The sequence below is a fragment of the Coprococcus sp. LG101-27 genome (assembly GCF_027695515.1).
Taxonomy (GTDB): Bacteria; Bacillota; Clostridia; order Lachnospirales; family Lachnospiraceae; genus Allocoprococcus; species Allocoprococcus comes.
In genome coordinates this window covers 1-20,659 of record NZ_JAQEUJ010000016.1, presented here as the reverse complement: position 1 = coordinate 20,659, position 20,659 = coordinate 1, and the positions used below count along the sequence as shown (strand labels likewise).

28 protein-coding genes and 1 pseudogene are annotated in these 20,659 nt (G+C 41.3%); 24 read left to right on the top strand and 5 right to left on the bottom strand.

The annotated features are described in order from the left end of the window. Window positions 1-81: 81 nt before the first annotated feature. From PG766_RS11385 to PG766_RS11355, 7 genes and pseudogenes are all read left to right on the top strand, one after another. Window positions 82-2,064 (top strand): LTA synthase family protein, encoded by a 1,983-nt coding sequence (locus tag PG766_RS11385; protein ID WP_207662339.1) that lies wholly within the window; start codon window positions 82-84, stop codon window positions 2,062-2,064. A 179-nt stretch (window positions 2,065-2,243) separates the two neighbouring features. Next, a complete protein-coding gene (locus PG766_RS11380) occupies window positions 2,244-3,701 on the top strand; it encodes a hypothetical protein (protein WP_118198462.1) in 1,458 nt (485 codons plus the stop codon). Between the two features lie 129 nt (window positions 3,702-3,830). After that, complete coding sequence (gene glmS / locus PG766_RS11375; RefSeq protein WP_118198461.1) at window positions 3,831-5,669, top strand: glutamine--fructose-6-phosphate transaminase (isomerizing); 1,839 nt, start codon at window positions 3,831-3,833, stop codon at window positions 5,667-5,669. Between the two features lie 160 nt (window positions 5,670-5,829). Next, window positions 5,830-7,113 (top strand): S1C family serine protease, encoded by a 1,284-nt coding sequence (locus tag PG766_RS11370; protein WP_118198460.1) that lies wholly within the window; start codon window positions 5,830-5,832, stop codon window positions 7,111-7,113. A gap of 262 nt (window positions 7,114-7,375) precedes the next feature. After that, on the top strand, window positions 7,376-7,693 hold the full coding sequence (locus tag PG766_RS11365) for a spore coat associated protein CotJA (protein WP_243002763.1): 318 nt from the start codon (window positions 7,376-7,378) through the stop codon (window positions 7,691-7,693). Between the two features lie 5 nt (window positions 7,694-7,698). Continuing rightward, window positions 7,699-7,971 carry a spore coat protein CotJB gene (locus PG766_RS11360; RefSeq protein ID WP_117556436.1) on the top strand — a complete coding sequence of 91 codons (273 nt, stop codon included), beginning with the start codon at window positions 7,699-7,701 and terminating at the stop codon, window positions 7,969-7,971. Between the two features lie 3 nt (window positions 7,972-7,974). Then, a pseudogene (locus PG766_RS11355) lies at window positions 7,975-8,178 on the top strand (manganese catalase family protein); the annotation flags it as partial. 21 nt (window positions 8,179-8,199) lie between these two features. Here PG766_RS11355 and PG766_RS11350 read toward each other — a convergent pair. The 3 genes from PG766_RS11350 to PG766_RS11340 form a co-directional block, all read right to left on the bottom strand. Beyond that, window positions 8,200-9,729, bottom strand: coding sequence for a recombinase family protein (locus PG766_RS11350; protein ID WP_270590833.1), 1,530 nt, complete (start codon window positions 9,727-9,729; stop codon window positions 8,200-8,202). Between the two features lie 201 nt (window positions 9,730-9,930). Then, window positions 9,931-10,554 (bottom strand): hypothetical protein, encoded by a 624-nt coding sequence (locus PG766_RS16975; protein WP_330674517.1) that lies wholly within the window; start codon window positions 10,552-10,554, stop codon window positions 9,931-9,933. Beyond that, window positions 10,511-11,323 carry a potassium channel family protein gene (locus PG766_RS11340; protein ID WP_270590832.1) on the bottom strand — a complete coding sequence of 271 codons (813 nt, stop codon included), beginning with the start codon at window positions 11,321-11,323 and terminating at the stop codon, window positions 10,511-10,513. The genes PG766_RS16975 and PG766_RS11340 overlap by 44 nt, the downstream gene beginning before the upstream one ends. Before the next feature lie 61 nt (window positions 11,324-11,384). Here PG766_RS11340 and PG766_RS17140 point away from each other — a divergent pair, with 61 nt between their 5' ends. Together PG766_RS17140 and PG766_RS11330 are read left to right on the top strand one after the other, a co-directional pair. Further along, on the top strand, window positions 11,385-11,579 hold the full coding sequence (locus PG766_RS17140) for a helix-turn-helix domain-containing protein (protein WP_173698948.1): 195 nt from the start codon (window positions 11,385-11,387) through the stop codon (window positions 11,577-11,579). A gap of 181 nt (window positions 11,580-11,760) precedes the next feature. Further along, on the top strand, window positions 11,761-11,883 hold the full coding sequence (locus PG766_RS11330; RefSeq protein WP_270590830.1) for a hypothetical protein: 123 nt from the start codon (window positions 11,761-11,763) through the stop codon (window positions 11,881-11,883). 11 nt (window positions 11,884-11,894) lie between these two features. Here the strand turns inward: PG766_RS11330 and PG766_RS11325 are convergent, their stop codons facing one another. Beyond that, window positions 11,895-12,248 carry a helix-turn-helix domain-containing protein gene (locus PG766_RS11325; RefSeq protein ID WP_173684967.1) on the bottom strand — a complete coding sequence of 118 codons (354 nt, stop codon included), beginning with the start codon at window positions 12,246-12,248 and terminating at the stop codon, window positions 11,895-11,897. A gap of 155 nt (window positions 12,249-12,403) precedes the next feature. Here PG766_RS11325 and PG766_RS11320 point away from each other — a divergent pair, with 155 nt between their 5' ends. Beyond that, window positions 12,404-12,565: a hypothetical protein gene (locus PG766_RS11320; RefSeq protein WP_270590828.1), complete on the top strand. Its 162-nt coding sequence runs from the start codon at window positions 12,404-12,406 to the stop codon at window positions 12,563-12,565. 418 nt (window positions 12,566-12,983) lie between these two features. On the opposite strand, the gene PG766_RS11315 is transcribed toward PG766_RS11320, so the two are convergent. Continuing rightward, window positions 12,984-13,460 (bottom strand): DUF2321 domain-containing protein, encoded by a 477-nt coding sequence (locus tag PG766_RS11315; protein ID WP_270590827.1) that lies wholly within the window; start codon window positions 13,458-13,460, stop codon window positions 12,984-12,986. A gap of 104 nt (window positions 13,461-13,564) precedes the next feature. On the opposite strand from PG766_RS11315, the gene PG766_RS11310 reads away from it, so the two are divergent. The 14 genes from PG766_RS11310 (at window position 13,565) to PG766_RS11245 (ending at window position 20,524) form a co-directional block, all read left to right on the top strand. Further along, entirely contained in the window at window positions 13,565-14,296 is a 732-nt protein-coding gene (locus PG766_RS11310; protein ID WP_270590824.1) for a phage antirepressor KilAC domain-containing protein, read from the top strand. Between the two features lie 59 nt (window positions 14,297-14,355). Next, window positions 14,356-14,508, top strand: coding sequence for a hypothetical protein (locus PG766_RS11305; RefSeq protein WP_173698935.1), 153 nt, complete (start codon window positions 14,356-14,358; stop codon window positions 14,506-14,508). Window positions 14,509-14,544: 36 nt separating this feature from the next. Further along, window positions 14,545-14,781, top strand: coding sequence for a hypothetical protein (locus PG766_RS11300; RefSeq protein ID WP_270590823.1), 237 nt, complete (start codon window positions 14,545-14,547; stop codon window positions 14,779-14,781). After that, a complete protein-coding gene (locus PG766_RS11295; protein ID WP_173826517.1) occupies window positions 14,759-14,956 on the top strand; it encodes a hypothetical protein in 198 nt (65 codons plus the stop codon). The genes PG766_RS11300 and PG766_RS11295 overlap by 23 nt, the downstream gene beginning before the upstream one ends. After that, window positions 14,953-15,309 (top strand): DUF3846 domain-containing protein, encoded by a 357-nt coding sequence (locus PG766_RS11290; protein ID WP_270590822.1) that lies wholly within the window; start codon window positions 14,953-14,955, stop codon window positions 15,307-15,309. Before PG766_RS11295 ends, PG766_RS11290 begins: the two co-directional genes overlap by 4 nt. A 164-nt stretch (window positions 15,310-15,473) precedes the next feature. Further along, window positions 15,474-16,310, top strand: coding sequence for a rolling circle replication-associated protein (locus PG766_RS11285; RefSeq protein ID WP_270590821.1), 837 nt, complete (start codon window positions 15,474-15,476; stop codon window positions 16,308-16,310). Continuing rightward, window positions 16,222-16,638, top strand: a complete 417-nt coding sequence (locus PG766_RS11280; RefSeq protein WP_270590820.1) for an RNase H family protein — start codon at window positions 16,222-16,224, stop codon at window positions 16,636-16,638. The genes PG766_RS11285 and PG766_RS11280 overlap by 89 nt, the downstream gene beginning before the upstream one ends. Window positions 16,639-16,684: 46 nt before the next feature. After that, entirely contained in the window at window positions 16,685-17,638 is a 954-nt protein-coding gene (locus PG766_RS11275; RefSeq protein WP_270590819.1) for a ParB/RepB/Spo0J family partition protein, read from the top strand. Further along, complete coding sequence (locus PG766_RS11270; protein WP_270590817.1) at window positions 17,605-18,036, top strand: hypothetical protein; 432 nt, start codon at window positions 17,605-17,607, stop codon at window positions 18,034-18,036. The genes PG766_RS11275 and PG766_RS11270 overlap by 34 nt, the downstream gene beginning before the upstream one ends. A gap of 1 nt (window position 18,037) precedes the next feature. Continuing rightward, window positions 18,038-18,316 carry a hypothetical protein gene (locus tag PG766_RS11265; RefSeq protein ID WP_270590816.1) on the top strand — a complete coding sequence of 93 codons (279 nt, stop codon included), beginning with the start codon at window positions 18,038-18,040 and terminating at the stop codon, window positions 18,314-18,316. Continuing rightward, the gene (locus tag PG766_RS11260) at window positions 18,282-18,626 is read left to right on the top strand and encodes a hypothetical protein (RefSeq protein WP_270590858.1); all 345 of its coding nucleotides are present in this window, start codon (window positions 18,282-18,284) and stop codon (window positions 18,624-18,626) included. The genes PG766_RS11265 and PG766_RS11260 overlap by 35 nt, the downstream gene beginning before the upstream one ends. 75 nt (window positions 18,627-18,701) lie before the next feature. Then, the gene (locus PG766_RS11255; RefSeq protein ID WP_270590815.1) at window positions 18,702-19,820 is read left to right on the top strand and encodes a DUF4317 family protein; all 1,119 of its coding nucleotides are present in this window, start codon (window positions 18,702-18,704) and stop codon (window positions 19,818-19,820) included. A gap of 75 nt (window positions 19,821-19,895) precedes the next feature. After that, a complete protein-coding gene (locus PG766_RS11250; RefSeq protein ID WP_270590814.1) occupies window positions 19,896-20,117 on the top strand; it encodes a hypothetical protein in 222 nt (73 codons plus the stop codon). 2 nt (window positions 20,118-20,119) lie between these two features. Then, on the top strand, window positions 20,120-20,524 hold the full coding sequence (locus PG766_RS11245; RefSeq protein ID WP_270590813.1) for a hypothetical protein: 405 nt from the start codon (window positions 20,120-20,122) through the stop codon (window positions 20,522-20,524). Window positions 20,525-20,659 lie beyond the last annotated feature (135 nt).

Genomic DNA, 20,659 nt, shown 5'->3' with positions numbered 1-20,659 from the left:
TCAATCTTGCATTTTCCCAATATTTATGCTTTACTATATTATGTATGTTTGTAAATACTAAGTAAAGGAAATGAAAGGAAAATGAAAAAACCAAAGATAAAGAGTATCGGATATGGATTCTATTGTATTCTAATGATCATAATATCGGTTCTTGGATTTATTCTTTATAATCTGGGAAACTGGGTATTAGACACGTGGGGGCTGTTGTCTATCGATGAAATTATTTTTCATCTGAAAGTACCGCTTGATGGGACAAACTCAGACGTAGTACTTGATGGGATCAATGCATGCGTACCATTGGCAGTATTAGTATTATTTTTATCTATTTTCCTGATTATAGGATTAAGGAATAAGCATGGAAAATGTATGATTGCGTTATTTCTTGTAGCTGTGATTGCCTGTGGAAGTGCAGGAAGGGCGGCTTATGAAGTATATGATGAATTGGATGTAAAAGAATATCTGGTAAGTCAGAAGAAAGAATCGCATTTTATTGAACAGAATTATGTGGATCCACGTACAACGAAGATTACATTTCCGGAACAAAAAAGAAATCTGATTTATATTTATCTGGAGTCAATGGAATCCACTTATGCGTCAAAAGAAGATGGCGGTGGAATGGATTTCAACTGTATTCCGGAATTGACGACTCTTGCAGAAGAAAATACTAATTTTTCCAATTCAGATAAATTGGGTGGTGGATATCCTGCGTATGGTGGAACCTGGACGATGGCAGGTATTTTTTCACAGACATCAGGAATACCGATCAAGAATTCCGAACAGACAGATGATGTAAATGCAACACTCGCAGAACAGTCTTCATTTTCTTCACAGGCAAGGAATCTTGAGGATATTCTTGCAGATGAAGGATATAACCAGTGCTTTATGATTGGCTCTGATGCGACTTTTGGGGGAAGAAGAGCATATTTTGAGAGTCATGGAAAAGGGAAAACAGAAATCTGTGACTATAATACAGCGAAAGAAAACGGACAGATACCAGAAGACTATTATGTGTGGTGGGGCTATGAGGATCAGAAGCTGTTCGCAAATGCACAGGAAAAACTGACAGAATTAAGTTCAAAGGATGAACCGTTTAATTTTACGATGCTGACGGTAGATACTCATTTTGAAGACGGATATGTATGTGAGCAGTGTCAGAATGAGTTTGAAGATAATCAGTATGCAAATGTAATGGCATGTTCGAGCAGGCAGGTAGATGCATTTGTAAAATGGATTCAACAACAGCCGTTTTATGAAAACACCACCATTGTAATAATCGGGGATCATTTGACGATGGATTCTGATTTTTGCAATGATGTCAGTGATGATTATGAACGCAGTGTATACAATGTATTTATCAATCTTCCAGAAGGTCTGGATACTTCGTTTGAAAAAACACATAACAGAGAGTTTGCAACACTGGATATGTTTCCAACTACTCTGGCAGCTATGGGTGTGAAAATTGAAGGGGACAGATTGGCACTAGGAGTGAATCTTTTTTCTGATGAACAGACACTTACCGAGCAATATGGAAGAAAAGGCCTTGATAAAGAGCTGATGAAAAAATCAAAATTCTATGATATGCTGATCAATGATGTGGATATTGATGTACTACAGAAAAAGCGAAAGGAAGAGGCCGAAAAACAGCAAGAGAAAAATGCAGATAATCAGGAAAATACAGACAATCAAGAGCAGCAGACGAATCAGCCAGATGCAGGTGTAGATACAAGTGGTATTGAAACGCCGGATGCATGGCAGGGGTATACGCAGGATAATTATCAGTATAATTATAATGACGGATCGAATGATTACTGGTATGACGGAGGAAATTCCTGGGACAATTCATGGAATGGAGGATATGATGATAATACTTATGTAGAACCAACTCCAACACCGGAACCGACTCCAGCTCCAACGCCGGAACCGACTCCAGTTCCAACGCCGGAACCGGATCCAGCGCCAAATCCGACACCAACACCAGATCCGGCACCGGATTCAACACCAACCCCGGATCCTGGTGGAGGCGCAGAAAGCGAAGCAGGCGGAACAACTGAAAATGCAAATTAGAGAAGAACTCCGGTTTATGCCGGGGTTTTTCTTCGGATAAATAAAGCAGAACGGAGTTGTCCGTAAATTGATACAATGGGAATTTCTACAAACAAGTAGACATTTCCCCATAAAAAGTGTAAGATAGAGTCTAAGAGTATTTATACTTACAATTAATATGGTTAGAAAGAGGAAAGTACATGAAGATGAAGTTTACGAAAAAAATAGCGACAATTCTTTTGTCTGTATGTCTGATCGTACCATGTTTTTCTGTGATGGCGCTAGCTGCAAATGGTGTGATATTCTTTTCTGATCTTGAGACAAGTGTCGGGGATGAATTTACGATCACAGGTACAGCAGTTGTCAGCGGAGATGTAATCGGAGACGCGACGATTCATATGACTTACGATCCTTCTTATATGCGATTTGAAGAGGGAGACGGAGTGAATGCAGACACGGATGGTAATCTGACATTTAAAGGTTCAGGTGACGGAAGTAGTGACCGGATTGAGTTTACAATGAAATTCCAGGCTCTCCAGGAAGGAAGTACAAGACTTGAACAGGGAGATGCGATGGTTACAGACAGCGCTGGATCAAGTGTGGCATGTGAAGAAGGATATGCGGATGTTACGATCGGAGCAGGAGATCCGAGCAAGATCAAGGATGTTGCGAGTGGAACAAGTGTCACGATTGATGGTCAGGAGTATACCTTATCTGGTGATTTCTCAGACAGCATGATTCCAGCTGGATTTACAGCAGGAGAGATTACTTATAATGATTCGACGTATAAAGGTGCTGTGCAGGAAAAGACAGGACTTCAGATGGCTTACCTGGTAGACGGTGACGGAAAAGGCGATTTCTGGATGTATGATTCATCTGACAGCAGCTTCTCACCGGCAGAACAGGTTGTGATTTCAGATACTTATTCTATCGTAATTTTTGATGCAGGCAGTAAAGTGTCTATGCCATCAAAGTATTCAAAAGGAAATCTGGAGATCAACGGCAAGACTTTTGAAATCTGGGATGAACCGGACCGCGATGGTTTCTATGTATTATATGCAGTAAATAATGACGGTGAAGAATCCCTCTATTTATATGACTCTGTAGAGCATACTTATCAGAGAATGGAGACTCCGAAGTCTGCGACTACACCGGATAAGAAGAGTGCAAGCAAGTTTGACGCAATTTTAGAAAAGATTTCCGATCATCTGATCTGGTTTGTAGCAGCGGCAGCAGTTATCGTTATTCTTCTGGTAATCTTCCTTCTTGTTTCCGTTGTGAAGTTACATAACCGCAACAGAGAGTTGGATGATCTGTATGATGAATATGAACTGGACGATGAGCCGCAACGTAATCCGGTAAAACCGATCCAGCCTGTTAAGGCAGAAAAGAAATCACAGTTCAAAAAGAGACAGGATGATGATTTCGAAGATGATTATGACGACTTCGATGATGATTTCGACGATGATGATTATTATGATGATGACTTTGACGATGATTATGATGACGAAGGAATAAGTGATGATACTCGCAGCGTTGATGAGTTTGATGATTATTTTGATGATGACGACTTTGATTCGTTCGATGATTATAATATCAAGAAAGAAAAGCGTAAAAAAGGTGATACTTTCGAAATGGATTTTATTGATCTGGATTAGGATTAAGGAGAAAGGCGGGGATGACGATTGTTATTCCCGCTTATTCTTTACAAAAAGTCCCATATTTGCTACAATGTAACGAAAAGAGTAAAATTTATTTTCGCAAAAAAGACTGGAGGATATAGATAAATGTGTGGAATCGTAGGATATGTTGGATCGCAGCAGGCGGCTCCGATCTTACTGGATGGACTGTCAAAGCTGGAGTATCGTGGATATGATTCAGCAGGACTTGCTGTTCGTAATGGAACAGAAGAGACAGAAGTTATCAAGGCGAAAGGCCGTTTGAAAGTACTGTTTGAGAAGACCAATGGTGGTGCAGCCGTTCCGGGAACCTGTGGAATCGGTCACACCAGATGGGCAACACACGGGGAACCGTCAGAGAACAATGCGCATCCGCATATGAGTGACGATGGCAATGTAGTTGCTGTACACAACGGTATTATTGAAAACTATCAGGAGTTAAAGAACAAGCTGCTCCGCAAAGGATATACATTCTACTCTGAGACGGATACAGAGGTTGCTGTTAAGCTGATCGATTATTATTATAAAAAGTATGAAGGAACACCGGTAGATGCGATCAACCATTCTCTGGTCCGTATTCGTGGATCTTATGCGCTTGCTGTGATGTTCAAGGATTATCCGGAAGAAATTTATGTGGCAAGAAAAGACAGTCCGATGATTCTTGGCGTAGGAGATGGAGAAAGTTTTATTGCATCAGATGTGCCGGCTATTTTGAAATATACAAGAAATGTATACTATATTGGCAACCTGGAGATGGCAAAGGTCAGCAAAGAGGAAATTACCTTCTACAATCTGGACGGAGAAGAGATCCAGAAAAAAATGAAAACTGTTGACTGGGATGCAGAAGCAGCTGAAAAAGCTGGTTTTGAGCATTTTATGATGAAAGAGATCCATGAGCAGCCAAGAGCGGTTAAGGATACTCTGAATTCTGTATTAAAAGACGGAAAGTTTGATCTGACAGATATCGGATTAGCGGAAGAGGATATCCGGAGAACAAGCCAGATTTACATTGTAGCATGTGGTTCTGCTTACCATGTAGGTATGGTGGCACAGTATGTGATCGAGGATCTGGTGAAGATTCCTGTTCGTGTGGAGCTGGCTTCTGAATTCCGTTACCGTAAGCCAATTCTGGATCCCAATGGTCTGGTGATCATTATCAGCCAGTCAGGAGAGACCGCAGACAGTCTTGCAGCGCTCCGTGAGACAAAAGCGCAGGGAATCCGTACACTTGGAATTGTCAATGTAGTCGGATCTTCTATTGCAAGAGAAGCGGATAGGGTATTCTATACTCTTGCAGGACCGGAGATCTCTGTGGCAACAACGAAAGCGTACAGTACACAGCTGATGGCTTCTTACATCCTTGCAATTGAGTTTGCCAAAGTAAAAAATACAATCACTGAAGAGCAGTATGACAATTATATTGCCGAATTACAGGCAATCCCGGAGAAGATCGAAAAGATTATTGAAGATAAAGAAAGAATCCAGTGGTTTGCAGCAAAGCAGGCAAACGCAAAGGACGCATTTTTTGTCGGACGTGGAATTGATTATGCAATCTGTATGGAAGGCAGCCTGAAGATGAAAGAGATCAGTTACGTTCATTCAGAGGCATATGCAGCGGGAGAACTCAAGCACGGAACCATTTCTCTGATAGAGGATGGAACGCTTGTGATCGGTGTGTTGACACAGCCGGAATTATATGAAAAGACGATCAGCAACATGGTAGAGTGCAAGAGCCGTGGTGCATATCTGATGGGACTTACAACTTATGGCAATTACAGCATTGAGGATACTGCTGATTTTGTGGTTTACATTCCGAAGACAGATGAGCATTTTGAGGCATCGCTTGCAGTGATTCCGCTGCAGCTGATGGGATATTATGTATCCGTTGCAAAGGGACTGGATGTAGATAAGCCGCGTAATCTGGCGAAATCTGTAACGGTTGAATAAAGTGATGCAGGAAGTTCCAGCGGAATTTCCTGTTGAATAAACGAGATGGACGACATAAAAATGTGCCGTTCATCTTTTTTTTCATATTTTATCACACTTTCATCACAATTATGGGCTAAACTCTTAACTATAGAAAAGGAAAAGAAAGGAGTCTTGAATGATGGACAATCAGTACAATTATTACAGATCAGATTCAGATGAAAATAGAGGAGCAGGCAATCAGCAGGGATTCGGAGCAGGACCACAGAAGGATCCGAAGACTTCAAAGCCGAAAAAAGGTTACATGAAAAAAGTAGCACTTGTTGTAGGAGCAGCCGTATTATTTGGGGCAGTCGGTGGTGTGACGATGCAGGGAACCAGTTATCTGACTGGTAAGCTGCTTGGAAAGAATACAAAGAGTACCGTAGGCACAACAAAGACTGTATCGAACGCAAAGCTTACAACATCTACCAGTACAGTGACATCTGATGTATCAGATATCGTTGAAAATACACTTCCGTCAATTGTTTCTATTACCAATATGAGCGTACAGGAAGTACAGAATTTCTTCGGAGGAATCAGCCAGCAGGAGAGTGAAAGCGCCGGATCCGGTATCATCATCAGCCAGAATGATTCAGAACTCCTGGTTGTTACCAATAACCATGTTGTAGAAGGAAGCGATACACTTACTGTTACATTTAATGATGGTAACAGCGTGGAAGCGCAGATTAAAGGAACAGACTCCGCAAGGGATCTTGCAGTCGTAGCCGTTCCGCTTGATAAAATTTCAGACGATACAATGAATGCGATTAAGGTTGCAACACTTGGAGATTCAGATTCTCTGAAGGTTGGAGAACCTGCTATTGCAATCGGTAATGCGCTTGGCTATGGGCAGTCTGTTACAACTGGTATCGTCAGTGCAACCGGACGAACAATTGATGGATTTGACGGAGAATACATCCAGACAGATGCAGCAATCAACCCTGGTAACAGTGGTGGAGCTCTTCTGAATGCAAATGGTGAGGTAATCGGTATCAACTCTGCAAAGATCAACAGCTCGGCAGTAGAGGGTATGGGATTTGCGATTCCGATTTCTGATGCAAGTGATGTTATCCAGAATCTGATGAATAAAGAGACAAGAAGCAAGGTTTCAGATGAAGAAAGAGGATATCTTGGAATCAAGGGATACGATGTATCTGAAGAAGGTGCACAGATGTACAATATGCCGACCGGTGTTTATGTCAAAGAAGTTATGAGTGGTGGCGGAGCTGAGAAAGCCGGTCTTACAAAAGGATCGATCATTACTGGTTTTGAGGGAAGTTCCATCAGTGGTATGAGCTCTCTTCAGGAACAACTTCAGTATTATAAAGCCGGAGAAGAGGTAACGCTTACCGTACAGATCCCGGATAAGAATGGTGAATATACAGAGAAAGATATCAAGGTTACACTTGGTAAAAATTCATAAAATGATGTGAACACGCCGTTTTATGGGAGTATGAGGTGTTCGAGGATTGCGGGAATTGCATAGCAATGGAGCAATCCGGTTATATCATAAAATACTAAAGAAAGATGCCGTCAGATCAGAAATGGTCTGGCGGCATTATTGATGTTGAGACCTATTTGAAATGGAAATGGACTTCAGACTATGTCGGATGCAAAAGTCAGAACCCTTTTTTTAAAATTACCATACAATAATATTGCAGATATAAGAAAGGGGAGCCAAAACGATGCAAAATTGCAGAAATAATAATCCATATATGAGACGTGCAAATTGTGGGTGTGGCAATAATAACAATAGCTGTAATAGTAATTCATGTATGGCGAACAATGATGGAAGAAATCCATCGATGGCAGTACCTGTTTACCGAGAACGATCTGGATGTAGCGACCGGGACGATGCGTTAGATGGAATGCCGATCGCAATGGCTTATGTGCCATGGCAGAGCTGGAGACACATATACGAAGCCGGAAAAGGATTCCACAGAGGAACCATATTCGAAGAGCTTGATCTTCCGTTTAAGGGGAAAGGAGGATGTAATGCATGAATGAAATGCCAAATTCCAAACCTTGTAGAAAAGATCTCCTGATGCAGATTGGTCATGCGAGCTTTGCGGTAGATGATGTGAAGCTTTATCTGGACACTCATCCTCGTGATCAGGAAGCAATGGACTATTTTTATGAATATAATAAAAAAAGGAACCAGTTGTTGAAAGAATATGCAAAATATTATGGACCACTCACAGTAGATACCGCTGTTCCTTCCTGCTCAGACAGATGGAACTGGATCAATGAGCCATGGCCATGGCAGGAAGGAGGGTGTTAGTTTATGTGGAATTATGAAAAACGTTTACAATATCCCGTAAAAATTACCCAGACCAATCCGAAGATGGCCCAGGTAATCATCAGTCAGTTCGGTGGACCGGATGGAGAATTAGCTGCGTCCATGCGTTATTTATCACAGAGGTACACCATGCCGTACAAAGAAGTGACAGGAATTTTAACCGATATTGGCACAGAGGAATCAGCACATACAAGATGGAAGTAAAAAAGATCAGCGAGAAATACGCGGAAAAACGTCTATGGAAAAAGAAGAATGCCGTTGGCCACGGGCGTTTTTCTCTGTTTTTGTAAAATCTATTCTTTCAATCACATTCTTCAAAGCTGTATTTTTATCTGCAGCATCAAAAGTATCCCATGCATTTAGAAGCTCCTGACATTTAGGGACAAATGTGGAGCGGTTCTTTTTCGACAAATCGAGACGCACGATATCAGCATTCACAGATTCAATTTTCTTATCAAAATCTTTTATTTTATCTTCCAGAGCAGTAGAACGCTCAAAGAAAATCTCTTTTGTATAAATCCCCTGCTCTAATAAATCGAATAAGGATCCCCGTTGCTTCAGAGTTGTCTCCTTTTCTTTTTCCAAATTCACAAGAATGGACCGGAGAGATTCTTGCTCGGAATCATCTGTACTTTCAAAATTGTTTACCTTGTAGTCAGCTATGTAGTTGCGGATCCATTCCAGGACAGCGTTTTCGAGTTCTTCAAGTTCAATAGCTACAGTGGCGCATCCGGCATATTGGCAAATAAGATAATCACGAGGCTGTTTGGCAGACATTTTTTTTCTCACCATGACGCGCCCGCAACAAGAACACCGGACAATTCCGGCGAACGGGTTCTGAATTCTACAGCTACGTTTTACCGGAGCGGTCATGGAAGAGTTTACAGAGTTCGCCCGGTAATAGAGATCTTCCGAGATACATCCAGGATGTTTTCCCTTTACTAAAATATAATCATCTGCCTTCGGACGGCTGGTTGCGATTTTTCCATTTACAATTGCTTTTTGTGATTTTCGATAATTCCAACGTAACATTCCTATATTTACAGGGTTTGAAATGATTGTTTTTACAGTAGCCGGATTAAAAGGCTTTCCACTACGAGAAACGATTCCCATGCCGGTTAATGCAGAACAGGTCTTCTGGAATCCGTATTTTTTATTCCCCATAAAATCATACATCAGTTTCAAAACCGGATTTTCTTTTTTGTCTGGTACGAGCGTAAAATGCTTGCAATCATCCGCTTTTACACGCCTCCAACCGTATGGAGCGATGTTGCCGACATAATATCCGTCTTTTACAGATCGAATACGCCCAGCCTGCATCCTACGTTTAATAGTGGCATATTCACGCCGGGACATAAAAAGAGAGAACTCGAAGTATTCATTGTCGTTCTCAATCGCTGGATTATAAGTCTTTCCTGGAGTAACGATCAGAGTGTTGGAGTAGAAGAAAGCTCTCTGAACACGTCCTTGATCAATAGTGTCACCTCTGGCAAGACGTTCCACTTCCATAACAAGGACACCTTCCCAGATATCGGATTCAACTTCAGATAAAAGGCGGACCATTTCCGGTCTAGCATCGATGCTATCTCCGGATACGACTTCTCTGTAAATAGCTCCGATCGGAAGGTTTCTGGCACGTGCAAGTTCAAGAAGAGTTTCCTCATGACGTTTCAAAACATCAATTCCGAGTGCTTCAAGGTCGGAATCTTTTCTGGATTTTCTTAAATAAATTACATACATAATGTATCAGCTCCTTTGTATTTTATGAAAAAAAGGGTATAAAAATAACAGCCTGAGAACTTTTGTTCTCTTGCGTGGCTGCTCCGGAGATGATACAATATTGATTGGAAAAATGATGTATCTCTTCGGAGTACTGAGAGAAACATATTGGCGTATGTTTCGTCCTATGACCGTTCCTGTTGGCGCAGGAGCGGTTCTTATTTAATAATTAGATAAATAACCTTTATCTTTTAGTTCGAAAATCTTTTTGTGTAAAGAAACTGTCGTTTTATAACTTCTAGCCATAAGAAAAAATGGAAGACTAAATATAATAAAAATCACTCCACCAGCTAAAGAAATTGATAAACCAATCAGCCCAAAAAGAAGTAAAGGAATGGCAAAAACAAGAGAAAGAATACTGCATACGCTATAAAGTTTAATTTTCTCAGGTTTACCATTCGGTTTTATAATTGCTTCTCGATCTTGATCAAGGACAAAACCAATCTGGATAAGAGAAGAGTATTTCTTCTTTTCTTGTGGTGTCAATATTTTTTCTAATTCAGGATCCATAGAAACTACTGATCCAATCTGTTCATTGACGTGGGCATGAGTGCGTGAAACATTATGCGAATCAGAAGATGATAACCCTTTATAGATGTCATTCACACCAAAAGTTGTTTTATTGTAGACTTTATTATACGCAGCCTTTTTCGGATTTTTAATCCATCCGGATCCTTTCTTCCCATATCCGGGAATAACAGCTTTTTTAACGGCTCTTTTAGCTTTTCCTGTTGTTCGCGCCTTAATGCTTTTCTTGACACTGGGTTTTCTCATTCCTACTTTCATTTTTGATATCCTTTCTGTTGCTATCATGTAAACATTGCAAGGTACAGCAAATCGTATGAATATCATCATCCGTCAGTTCATCGAAATTATCAAGTTGCGATTGAATAGAACTGATCAGAGAATCTTTTGCATTACAGCTTTGTTTGTCGGAGGAGCGCTGAAAAAATACAGCTGTAATTGTGCTGGTTAATGAACCGATCAATCCAATTCCAACAATCATCAAGAGCGATGCAATCACACGCCCAGGGAGGGTGATTGGTGAGATATCTCCATATCCAACAGTGGTAGCTGTTACAAAACTCCACCATAATCCGTCAGAGAAACTCATTCCTTCGGCGTAATGGATGGCAACTCCTCCGGTAATGATGCACGATACTGTAACCAGGACCATATACTTGAAGCCGTTTACATCGAAGAAAAATTTAATTCGTTTATAAAATCTAACAAAATAAGCGGATATTCTTGCAAATTTAAGAAGTCTGAGGAACTTAAAGATTTTAAATACCCGGAAGACTTTGAAAAGCGATGTAAAAGGAATGATAGCTACTAAATCTAAAATATTATTTTTAAAGAAGTCTTTTTTCTTATCTGCTGATAAAAATCGTATTCCATAATCAATTATAAAAATAATGTTTATGATAAAATCGATACGGTATTGAAATACTGTAAGACCGGTACTTATATCGCGAAAGGATAAGAATACAGCAACCAGTGCAAGAGCGGCAAAAAACACTTCATAGAAAAAAGATATTCGCTCTTTGTTCTTCAATGGTAAAAATCCCCCTACATTTACATGCATAAATTTTAATTATAGTTTAGATAATAATCCTATGGAAATTTTACTATCTAAAATCATGCACAAAAGAAATCTAACGGTACGTCAAGTAGAACAGATGACCAAAGTCCCCAAATCCACCATAAATGATATTATGAATGGAAAATCACCACGGCTGGACACATTGGAGCAGTTGGCAGCAGGACTGAAAGTCAAAATATCTGACCTATATGACTCTCCGTACAAATAAGTGTCCGAGATCTCGGACAAATTTAAAAATCGCGTTACTTCTCCAGTTTTGGATTGTTAATATAGTAAGAAACAATATAAACAAGAACAAATGTTCGTGAAACTCTTGAAAATATTTAATTCAAGATGTAATATAATTACAAACATACGTTCGGAAACGCCGAGACTGGAGGGGTATGAAAATGAGTAATGAAGAGTACAAAGAATACATAATTGAAATGATCCAGAAAATCAACAATCCAGAACATCTCAAACGTATATTCAATTATGTACATAAGTTTTTTATCAGGAGAACGGGCAGATAAGCCCGTTTTTATTATGTAAAAATACTCTTCAAATATTCTTTTAATACCTGTCTTTGATCAGCTGAAAGTTCCAGATACTTTTCAATAATTTTCTTATCAATATCATCCAGATTATAATCTTCAGCAATCTCATCGACCACACTTTCAGGAGTGCCAGTGAACATGTCACCTTTTCCTTCGGTAAGCCAGAAATAATTTACACGAAATTCTCTGCAAATGGATTTAGCAGTTTGTTCTGTTAAATTGCGCTCATTTTTTTCTAATTTAGAAATTGCTGTGTTGGAAACACCGATACGGCGACCAAATTCTTCTTGACTCATGCCGAGATCCTTACGCAACTGACGTAACCGTTCGCTTGTAGACATTCGAAGTCCTCCTTTCTATGTGATTCTGTAATCAGAATACACCTAAAAATCCCCTCTGTCAACATAAATGCAAAAAATATATTGACAAACTAGACAATGGGGAATATTATATAGACACAGGGGAGAGACGGTTAGACAGAAAGAGGTGAGGATAAATGACAAATGCAAATTTATATGCAGACACAGTAGAAAAGAAAAAAGATGATGCAAAAGAGTTGGTTGCCATTCTGAATAAGATTCCGGAAGAAAAGAAAGGAGAAGTCATTGGAATCGTAAAAGGATATGCGCTTTGTGCGGAGAATCAGAGAGTGAGGTGAGGAAAGGTGGATATTTACGAAGAAATTTCATTATTTGCCAAAAGGCAGAGGGATGAAGTCAGCAAAGAAAAGAAAAAAGGAGAAGACAGGTGTACATTGATCCTGATTCGGTTATAGGAAAAGAAATCATGTATCAAACAGCATTACTGCATGAGATTCTGCATGAGATCAGAGAAGGCAAAACATTGGAGGCACCCAGTAAACGGAAGTGCAGGAAAATCAGAGAGCGAGGTGATGGGATGGAATGTCCAAGATGTGGAAGTAAGCAAATTAACGGAAATGCAAATTTCTGTGTAAAATGTGGAGCAAAATTAAGACCTGTGTGCAAGTGTTGGGTATTAAAAAAGGACAACTATACATGCGGTGAAGATAGTTGTCCAGGGTATAGGATGTTGGTTAAACTCGCTAAACAAAAAAATTAAGGATAAATTACTTTCTTTGCAGATTCAGTAATGCAATCAACGAGGAGCTGATACAAAGAATCTTTAAGGATTTGTCCAGCTTTTCCTATAGCAGATCGGTACTTTGCGGTTGCAATAGGAGTTTCGGGTGTTTCAACAAGCAAATTAGGAATAGCATTTTTAATTATCGATTTCGTATCTGAATCGAGATCTTCATCAAGTGATAGAAGTTCGATAGCACTATCCAAGATTTTTTGTGTCCACGGATACGGTTTTCCACAATGATAGCAATAGAAAGGTTTTTGATCCAACGGTTCGGGTACGAACAGAATATCATACTCGTAATAACTACCATGAATAGGTTTTCCGCAAGAAGGACATTTGTCAAAAGCTTTTGAACCGCATTGAGGGCAAAAGGAATAAGAGAATTTTTCAATATCGCTAGTTATTATATGCCCGTTTTCGCAGATTTGAACTGTAAGAAAGTTTCCCATGTGTAACGCATTCTCCCCTTCTTTATTACTTGGCACGGTAATGCCTGTAGTTAAAGTATAGGAGAATCTGATGAAAAGGCAACAGGAAAGAAAGAGGCGATGAAATGCAGGAATTGTTGAAAATTAGTTATGAAGCAGAAAATCCGACTGTTTCAGCAAGAGAGTTGCATGATCAGCTGAATATCGGGACCAAGTTCACAACATGGTTTCAGAGAATGACAGAATATGGATTTTCTGAAAATACAGACTACAAAACTTGCTACCCAAATTTGGGAAGCGAAAACCACGGTGGACAGAACATGGTTGACTATCAGATATCTGTGGATATGGCAAAAGAGATTTGTATGATCCAGCGATCACCGGAAGGAAAGCGGATCCGCCAGTACTTTATAGATCTGGAGAAAGCATGGAACACACCGGAACAGATATTTGCCAGGGCATTAAAGATGGCAGAAAAGACTATCGAAGAACTGAAGCACAATAATGCAGCCCTTCTGGAAGATAATTTCCGGATGAAACCGAAAGAAGTATTTGCGGATGCGGTAGCAACAAGCCAGAGCACAATCCTGATTGCGGATCTCGCAAAGCTCCTGAAGCAGAATGGCGTGGATACCGGTCCGAAGAGACTCTTTGAGTGGCTGCGTGCGAATGGTTATCTGATCCGGAGGAAAGGAACAGACTACAATATGCCAACGCAGAAGTCAATGGAGCTACAGCTGTTCCAGGTAAAAGAGTCTACGGTAAATAATCCGGATGGATCCGTGAGAATCAATAAAACTACAAAGGTTACAGGCAAAGGTCAGCAATATTTTATCAATAAGTTTTTAAAAGAGTAGGCGAGGACAAAGTAAGAAGGACAATCTGGACAGCATAGCATAAAAAGAGGTGATGATAGATGATTGTTGAAACCATGCAGATCGGAAACGCAACCATACGGGTGCATGATGATTGTTTTAAAAAGACGAAAGAGGAAATGCAGCAATGTGCAGATGGATTTTTCAGAGTTCTGATCGAAGCTGCAGAGAGAAAAAAGGAGAAAACCGCGTAAGCGGTACCAGTTGGACAAGCAAAGGAGGGATGAAAAATGTTTTATAAGATCGCAAAGACACTCAGCGTAACGGCAAGTATTATCGGAATCTTGATGATGGCTGGTGCGTGCTCGGTGAAAAGTCAGGAGCTGTTTTATTTATATGCAGCACTTGGATTCACAACGTTTTCTACAGGAGCATTTGCACTGGAATATTTCCGGATACGGGAATGGCAGTACCGGAAAAGGAAAATAAGGGAGGCGAGGGAGCATGCCAGAAGAGAAGCAGCGTAAAAGGCGGATCAGAGTGGAGAAGCTGGATGAATGGATTGAGACTCTGAAATCAATAGAAAGAGTCAATCGTGAATCCGAATATTTCAAACAGAGTGCGATCCCATATTTAGAACAATATGTAGACAGCCTGAAAGAAGCAGGCAGAAAAACAGTAGTATTGGAGGACAAGCAGTGAAAACAGTAAAAGTAACACCGGATAACATCATTTCGATAATCGATGTGGATTTTGACGATTTCCACGATCTGCAGAAAGCAGTCGGCGGGCATTTTGAAACTGTAAGCACAAAAACCCTATATGAGACGTTTAAAATGCCAATGATCATGCTGGTGGATGAAGACGGAATAATGAAACAGAAAGAAGTAAATCGTCTGGGAAGCTATTTCTACGATGCAGACAGGCACGGATGGCCAATCTTAGGAGATGTTGTATTTGCGATCACAGCCGGAGAGGATATCGAGGCACCATCAGATGCAGAAGCCTTAAAGATATTCCTGAAAATGAATTTTTCATATTTAAAAGAAGAATAAAAAACGCTTGCGAAAAGAAATATCGCAAGCGCCGCAACCATAAAGGTACACGAATAATCTAAGCACTTATAGTGTACCTTTTAGCGGCTGGAAAGTCAAGTATTTACAGGGCGACTGCCCTTTTTAATAACTTGATAAGACTATTAAAGTTATGAGGACACGCTATGAGAATCAGACGAGTGACATACGATTTGGGAAATGTAATAGAGAGACAGGAATATCTGGATGGAAGATATGGAGCACCGGGAGAGAAGAGAGCCAAAAAGAAGAAAGCCACACCGGAGGAAGTGGAGCAGGTCAACCAGTGGACCAGGGAGAGGAAAGCCAGACACAGACTCCGGATGTATTTTAAGGTCAATGACTATTTTTTCACCTTGACATATCCGAAAGAAGAACGTCCGCTGGACATGAAGCAGGCAAAGCAGGATTTTAAAGAGTTTTACCTGTTCTGTAAGAAGGAATACAAGAAAAGAGGACAGGAGCTCCGCTGGATCCGCAATATTGAATGTACCCCGTCCGGTAACTGGCACATCCATGTGGTTCTGAATCGAATCCCGGATACAGATCTGATCATAGCTGCAGCCTGGAAACACGGAAAGGTTCGTAATAAGCAGCTACTCTACGAAAAAGGCGAGTTCCGGAAGCTGGCGCAGTATGTCACCAAAAATGAGAAAACTCAGAAAAAATATGTGGATGAGGGCGTACTGGATCATGAGATTGCAGAAGCTAATTTTTCTACGTCTCGGAACATGCCGCTTCCAGAACCCAAAACAAAGATTTTATACCGGTGGCCGAAAGAACCGAAACCGCCAAAGGGATATTACATAGTAAAGGATTCTTTTTACGAAGGGATCAACAAAGCAACCGGATTCCCGTACAGACACTACGAAATGATCCGGATAAGGAGAGAAGATGAAGATAGAACTATACACAGAGGTAAACTTCCGGGGACCAACCGCAAAAAACGGAAAGTGTATCGCTCTGGTGGAGTGCGAGACTAAGAAAGGGCCGGCAGTGAAAGCACAGATCGAGACCGAACAGAACACGACCTACCACAGAATGAGCATGATCGCTATCCTTGCTGGTCTGAGAATGCTCCGACCGTGTGAAGTAACCGTCTACACGCCGGATCAGTTCCTGGTCACCACCATAAACGAAGGAAATATGGACAAATGGAAACGGGAAGAGTGGCGCAGACCACATGGAAAAGAGATTAAGAACAAAGAACTCTGGCAGGAACTGTATGAGCAGACGCAAAAACACCGTGTAACCCTTGAATTTTCCGAGTCTACACGGTATTCCGATAGACTACAGTCCAAAATGAGATAAAAACAGGAGAAAACCTTGAAAACACCGAGAAAGAGAGGAATTTGAAATGACAACCAGTGGAATCACGAATATCAATGCGAAATTGATCCATCAGCATCCGGATAACCCACGAAAAGACCTGGGTGATCTGACGGAGCTGAGTGAGTCAATCAAGAAGAAAGGAATTATGCAGAACCTTACGGTCGTTCCGGGGCACTGGGATGAAAACCGGGCGCACCACGATGAAGGATACACGCTGATCATCGGGCACCGCCGGTTCGCTGCCGGAAAAATGGCAGGCGTAACTATGTATCCATGCCGGATCGTAGAGGACATGAGCTACAAAGACCAGGTCGGAACCATGCTGGAAGAGAATATGCAGCGCATCGATCTGACGGTCCTGGAACAGGCGGAAGGCTTCCAGATGATGCTTAACCTTGGAGATACGGAAGAACAGATTGCGGAAAAGACCGGATTCTCCAGGACAACCGTCCACCGGAGGTTGGAGATCGCGAAGCTTGACCGGGATCTGGTGAAGGAAAAGACGGATGAGAACGGGGCATATCAGCTAAATCTAAAAGACCTTGCCCAACTGTCGAGAATCGAGGATGTTGAAACCAGAAACCAAATCTTAAAAAATGCAGCGGACTCCAGGCAGATCCAGTGGAAAGTAGAAGCAGAGATTAAAAACAGGGAGAGGGAGAAGAATAAAAAGATTATTGTCGAACTCTTGGAGGCAGCAGGAATCAAGAAAGCTACAAAGGAGATAGAGAGAAAACGTTATACAGAAGAGGTGAAAGATAAAAAGAGCATTCCACTGGATAAAGAGCCACCAGAAGAACTTAATATCCATGGGACAAATCTTTTTTGGCTGGAAAGTTGGGATGGAATTTGCGTAGTAGAAAAACTACCAAGAAAACCAAAAGAAGAAACGGAATGGGACAAACAGCAGAAAAAGAATAAGGAACTGGAAGCCCTGCAGAAAAAATGGATGCCAGAAGACAATCGTTTATCAGGATGATCATAATCGGGAAAATTGAATTGCTGAAAGGCGAAGAACGTCAGAAAGTGATTGAAAAGATGATCAGAACTCTGACAGAAGTCGGAGGATGGATAAATGAAAGGAGATTTAGTGAGGTTTACACAGGGAAAGAGTGGTACGGTATGCCGGAAGAAGAACGAAACGAGATCAGAGAAAGAATACGGCAGGAAGACATCCAGATACTGCTTTTGACTGTACTCAACGGTACGATGGATAGCACAAGAAGTTTAGTAAACTATGACGGTGGATTTGATGCGAAACGAGGGCGTGAATGTCAGAAATGTTTCAAAATTCTGATGCGCTACGGATGGAGTTACGAAAGAGAAGAGGCAGATCTGGTTTACGGCAACCATGAGCTATACAAAAAGGAGTCCTAAGATGGAGCAGTTAAGTGTAGAAGACTGGAAACCGGATGCCTGCCCGAAAAATATAACCGTAGAAGAATATCTGGTCACATTTCCAAAAATCAAATTAACCCGCCGGGAATATCTCCAGACAATTCCCTTGTATCATGCGGCTCTGTACCTTGCAGAGACAACCCAAAAAGTACACAGTTCACAGGAATGGTATCTGTATTTAAACGAAAAAGTAGATCAAAACGGGGAGGTGTTATCTGGTGAATATGATGTTTCCGAAACCAACCAAGAAGAAACGTAAGAAGCACAAAAAAAGCATTATGCAGCCAAAAGGCGATCGTCGGTGCTATCTGTGTATGTTACTGGATGGAGATTTTACATACAAGCCATATCTGGAAGAGCATCATGTTTTGTTTGGTAACACCCATGCATTTGCAGAGGCGGAAGGGTTAAAAGTAAATCTCTGCCTGGAACATCACCGAAACGGACCGGCAGCAGTCCATAACAATGCCAAGAACGCACGGATCCTGATGGCGAAAGCCCAGGAGGTTTACGAAAGAACCCATGCAAGGGAAGAATGGATGAAAAACGCCGGAAAGAATTATTTATAGGCACCACAGGAAGTTAATATATCACAATTTCGCAGAGTGCATGGCTGCCCGGTGCGGCAGCCAGAAAGGAGCGATATGAAGAAAGAGCTGTTTGAGCTTAAAAGAAACATGAGGATAGAATTATGCAACATCACTAAGATAACAGGATATATCGTAGACAATAACAGGGACTGTCAGTTGGAGTTTACAAAGACATTTTTAAATATTCCGGAAACAGAGCAGTTCAAATATTTGGATATTTTCGGAAAGGTCTTATCTGGAAAGCCGGGAAAAAATATGTTCCAGTTGGATTTTCTGGACAAAGAAAGAGCCAGATATTTAAATGCCATTGCAAATACAGAGCTGAAGGACGATGAAGTGCGTCAGATCTTCTTGGAAGAAATTGCAGAGTCCATAGATGTATCGAACAAAACATACACCTTAATCCTGATCGCCAGCGGAATCTATGATATCCCGAAGATTGCCACAGATGGAACTGATCTGTATGAAAGCGAAGAGGTTTACCGGTATATGATTGGTTGCTTATGTCCGGTAGGATTATCGGCAGCAGGATTATCCTATGCACCGGAGCTGGCAGACGTTCAGGAACGGACAAGGGACTGGGTGGTAAGCATGCCGACGCAGGGATTTTTATATCCAGCATTCACAGACCGTCACAGTGATCTGGATCACGTCTGGTACTATAGCAAACGTCCGAACGATCCGGACAAAGGATTGATCACACAGACCTTATGGTGTAAATTACCGTCTACGCCGGAAGAACAGAAAATAGCATTTAGGGAAAGCTTAAATGCAGTGAACGGAAAAGTGAGCCTGGAACAGGCGAAAGATCTGTATCATTCACTTGGAAGAATCAAGGATATTAAATCGGATTCAGAAGATAGAAGGCTGAAAGCAAGCGAGATAGAGAATGTCTTGAAAAACATTGGGATTGATCCGGAGGCGGCAGCAGAAAGTGCCAAAGGCTGCAATATTGCCGAGATTGACACAGAGAACACCGTAAATACGAAGCGATTTGAAATCGGACTTCCGGATGCGCATGTGACCGTAAATGCTGATCGGACGGATCTGGTATCAACCAGAGTGATTGATGGTGAAGAATACATCCTGATCAAAGCAGACGGCGGTATCTGTGCAAATGGAATCATTTTAGAGAACCGGGAGAATGAGAAAGATGAAGAGGAAGATGACTAAACCCGGCAATATGCGGGCGTTCATCTATCCAGTAACGAAGAAAATGCGCAAAGTAAGACGGAAAGGAACAAAAAAATGAAAGTTGGAGATAAAGTACAGTTAAGGCGCAGGATCTCCCAGAAGGGAGGTAAAAGCAGACTTGCCACGGAAAAGGTCACAATCCTTGGAATCTATCCGCACCATGTGCAGGTCAGGAATCAGAAAGGGATTGTGAGGAGCTATATAAACTGGGAGTGGCAGCAGTTGACAAGTAAAGAAGGAATGGAAGGCGCGGAATCGTGGCGCAGGAAGGGGTAACAATGGATAGATTGACAGAATGGATTGGCGAAGGAGAAGACCGACACGCTATACCAAGAATGGATTTGAGAAAAAACGGACATCAGGCGTGCTGTAATAGGCTGGCAAAATATGAGGATTTAGAAGAGACTGGAATGATCTTGAAATGGATTCCGGTGAAATGGCATGTGATATTGGATGCCGAACGGGAAGAGGAAGGAATACCGGATGATATAGTCTACTATCTGGACTGCCCGATGCCGGAAGATGGTGAAGAAATAATAGTAACAGACGGAAAAAGGGTATGGACCGATGAGAACTGCATAGATATTGTAGGACATTGTTTGGAAAGTGGAAACGATTGGAAAGATATAAAAGCTTGGATGCCGCTTCCAAAACCATACAAGAAAGGCGGCAACAATGACTGAAAAAGAAGTATGCCTGATGTGTGAAAACTATTCAGAAGATACGAAATGTGATCAGAAAGATAGCTGCAAACTCATGGCAGTATTAAAAGAAAACCGGGCACTAAAGAAAAAAGTAAGCCAGTTGAAACGCCAATT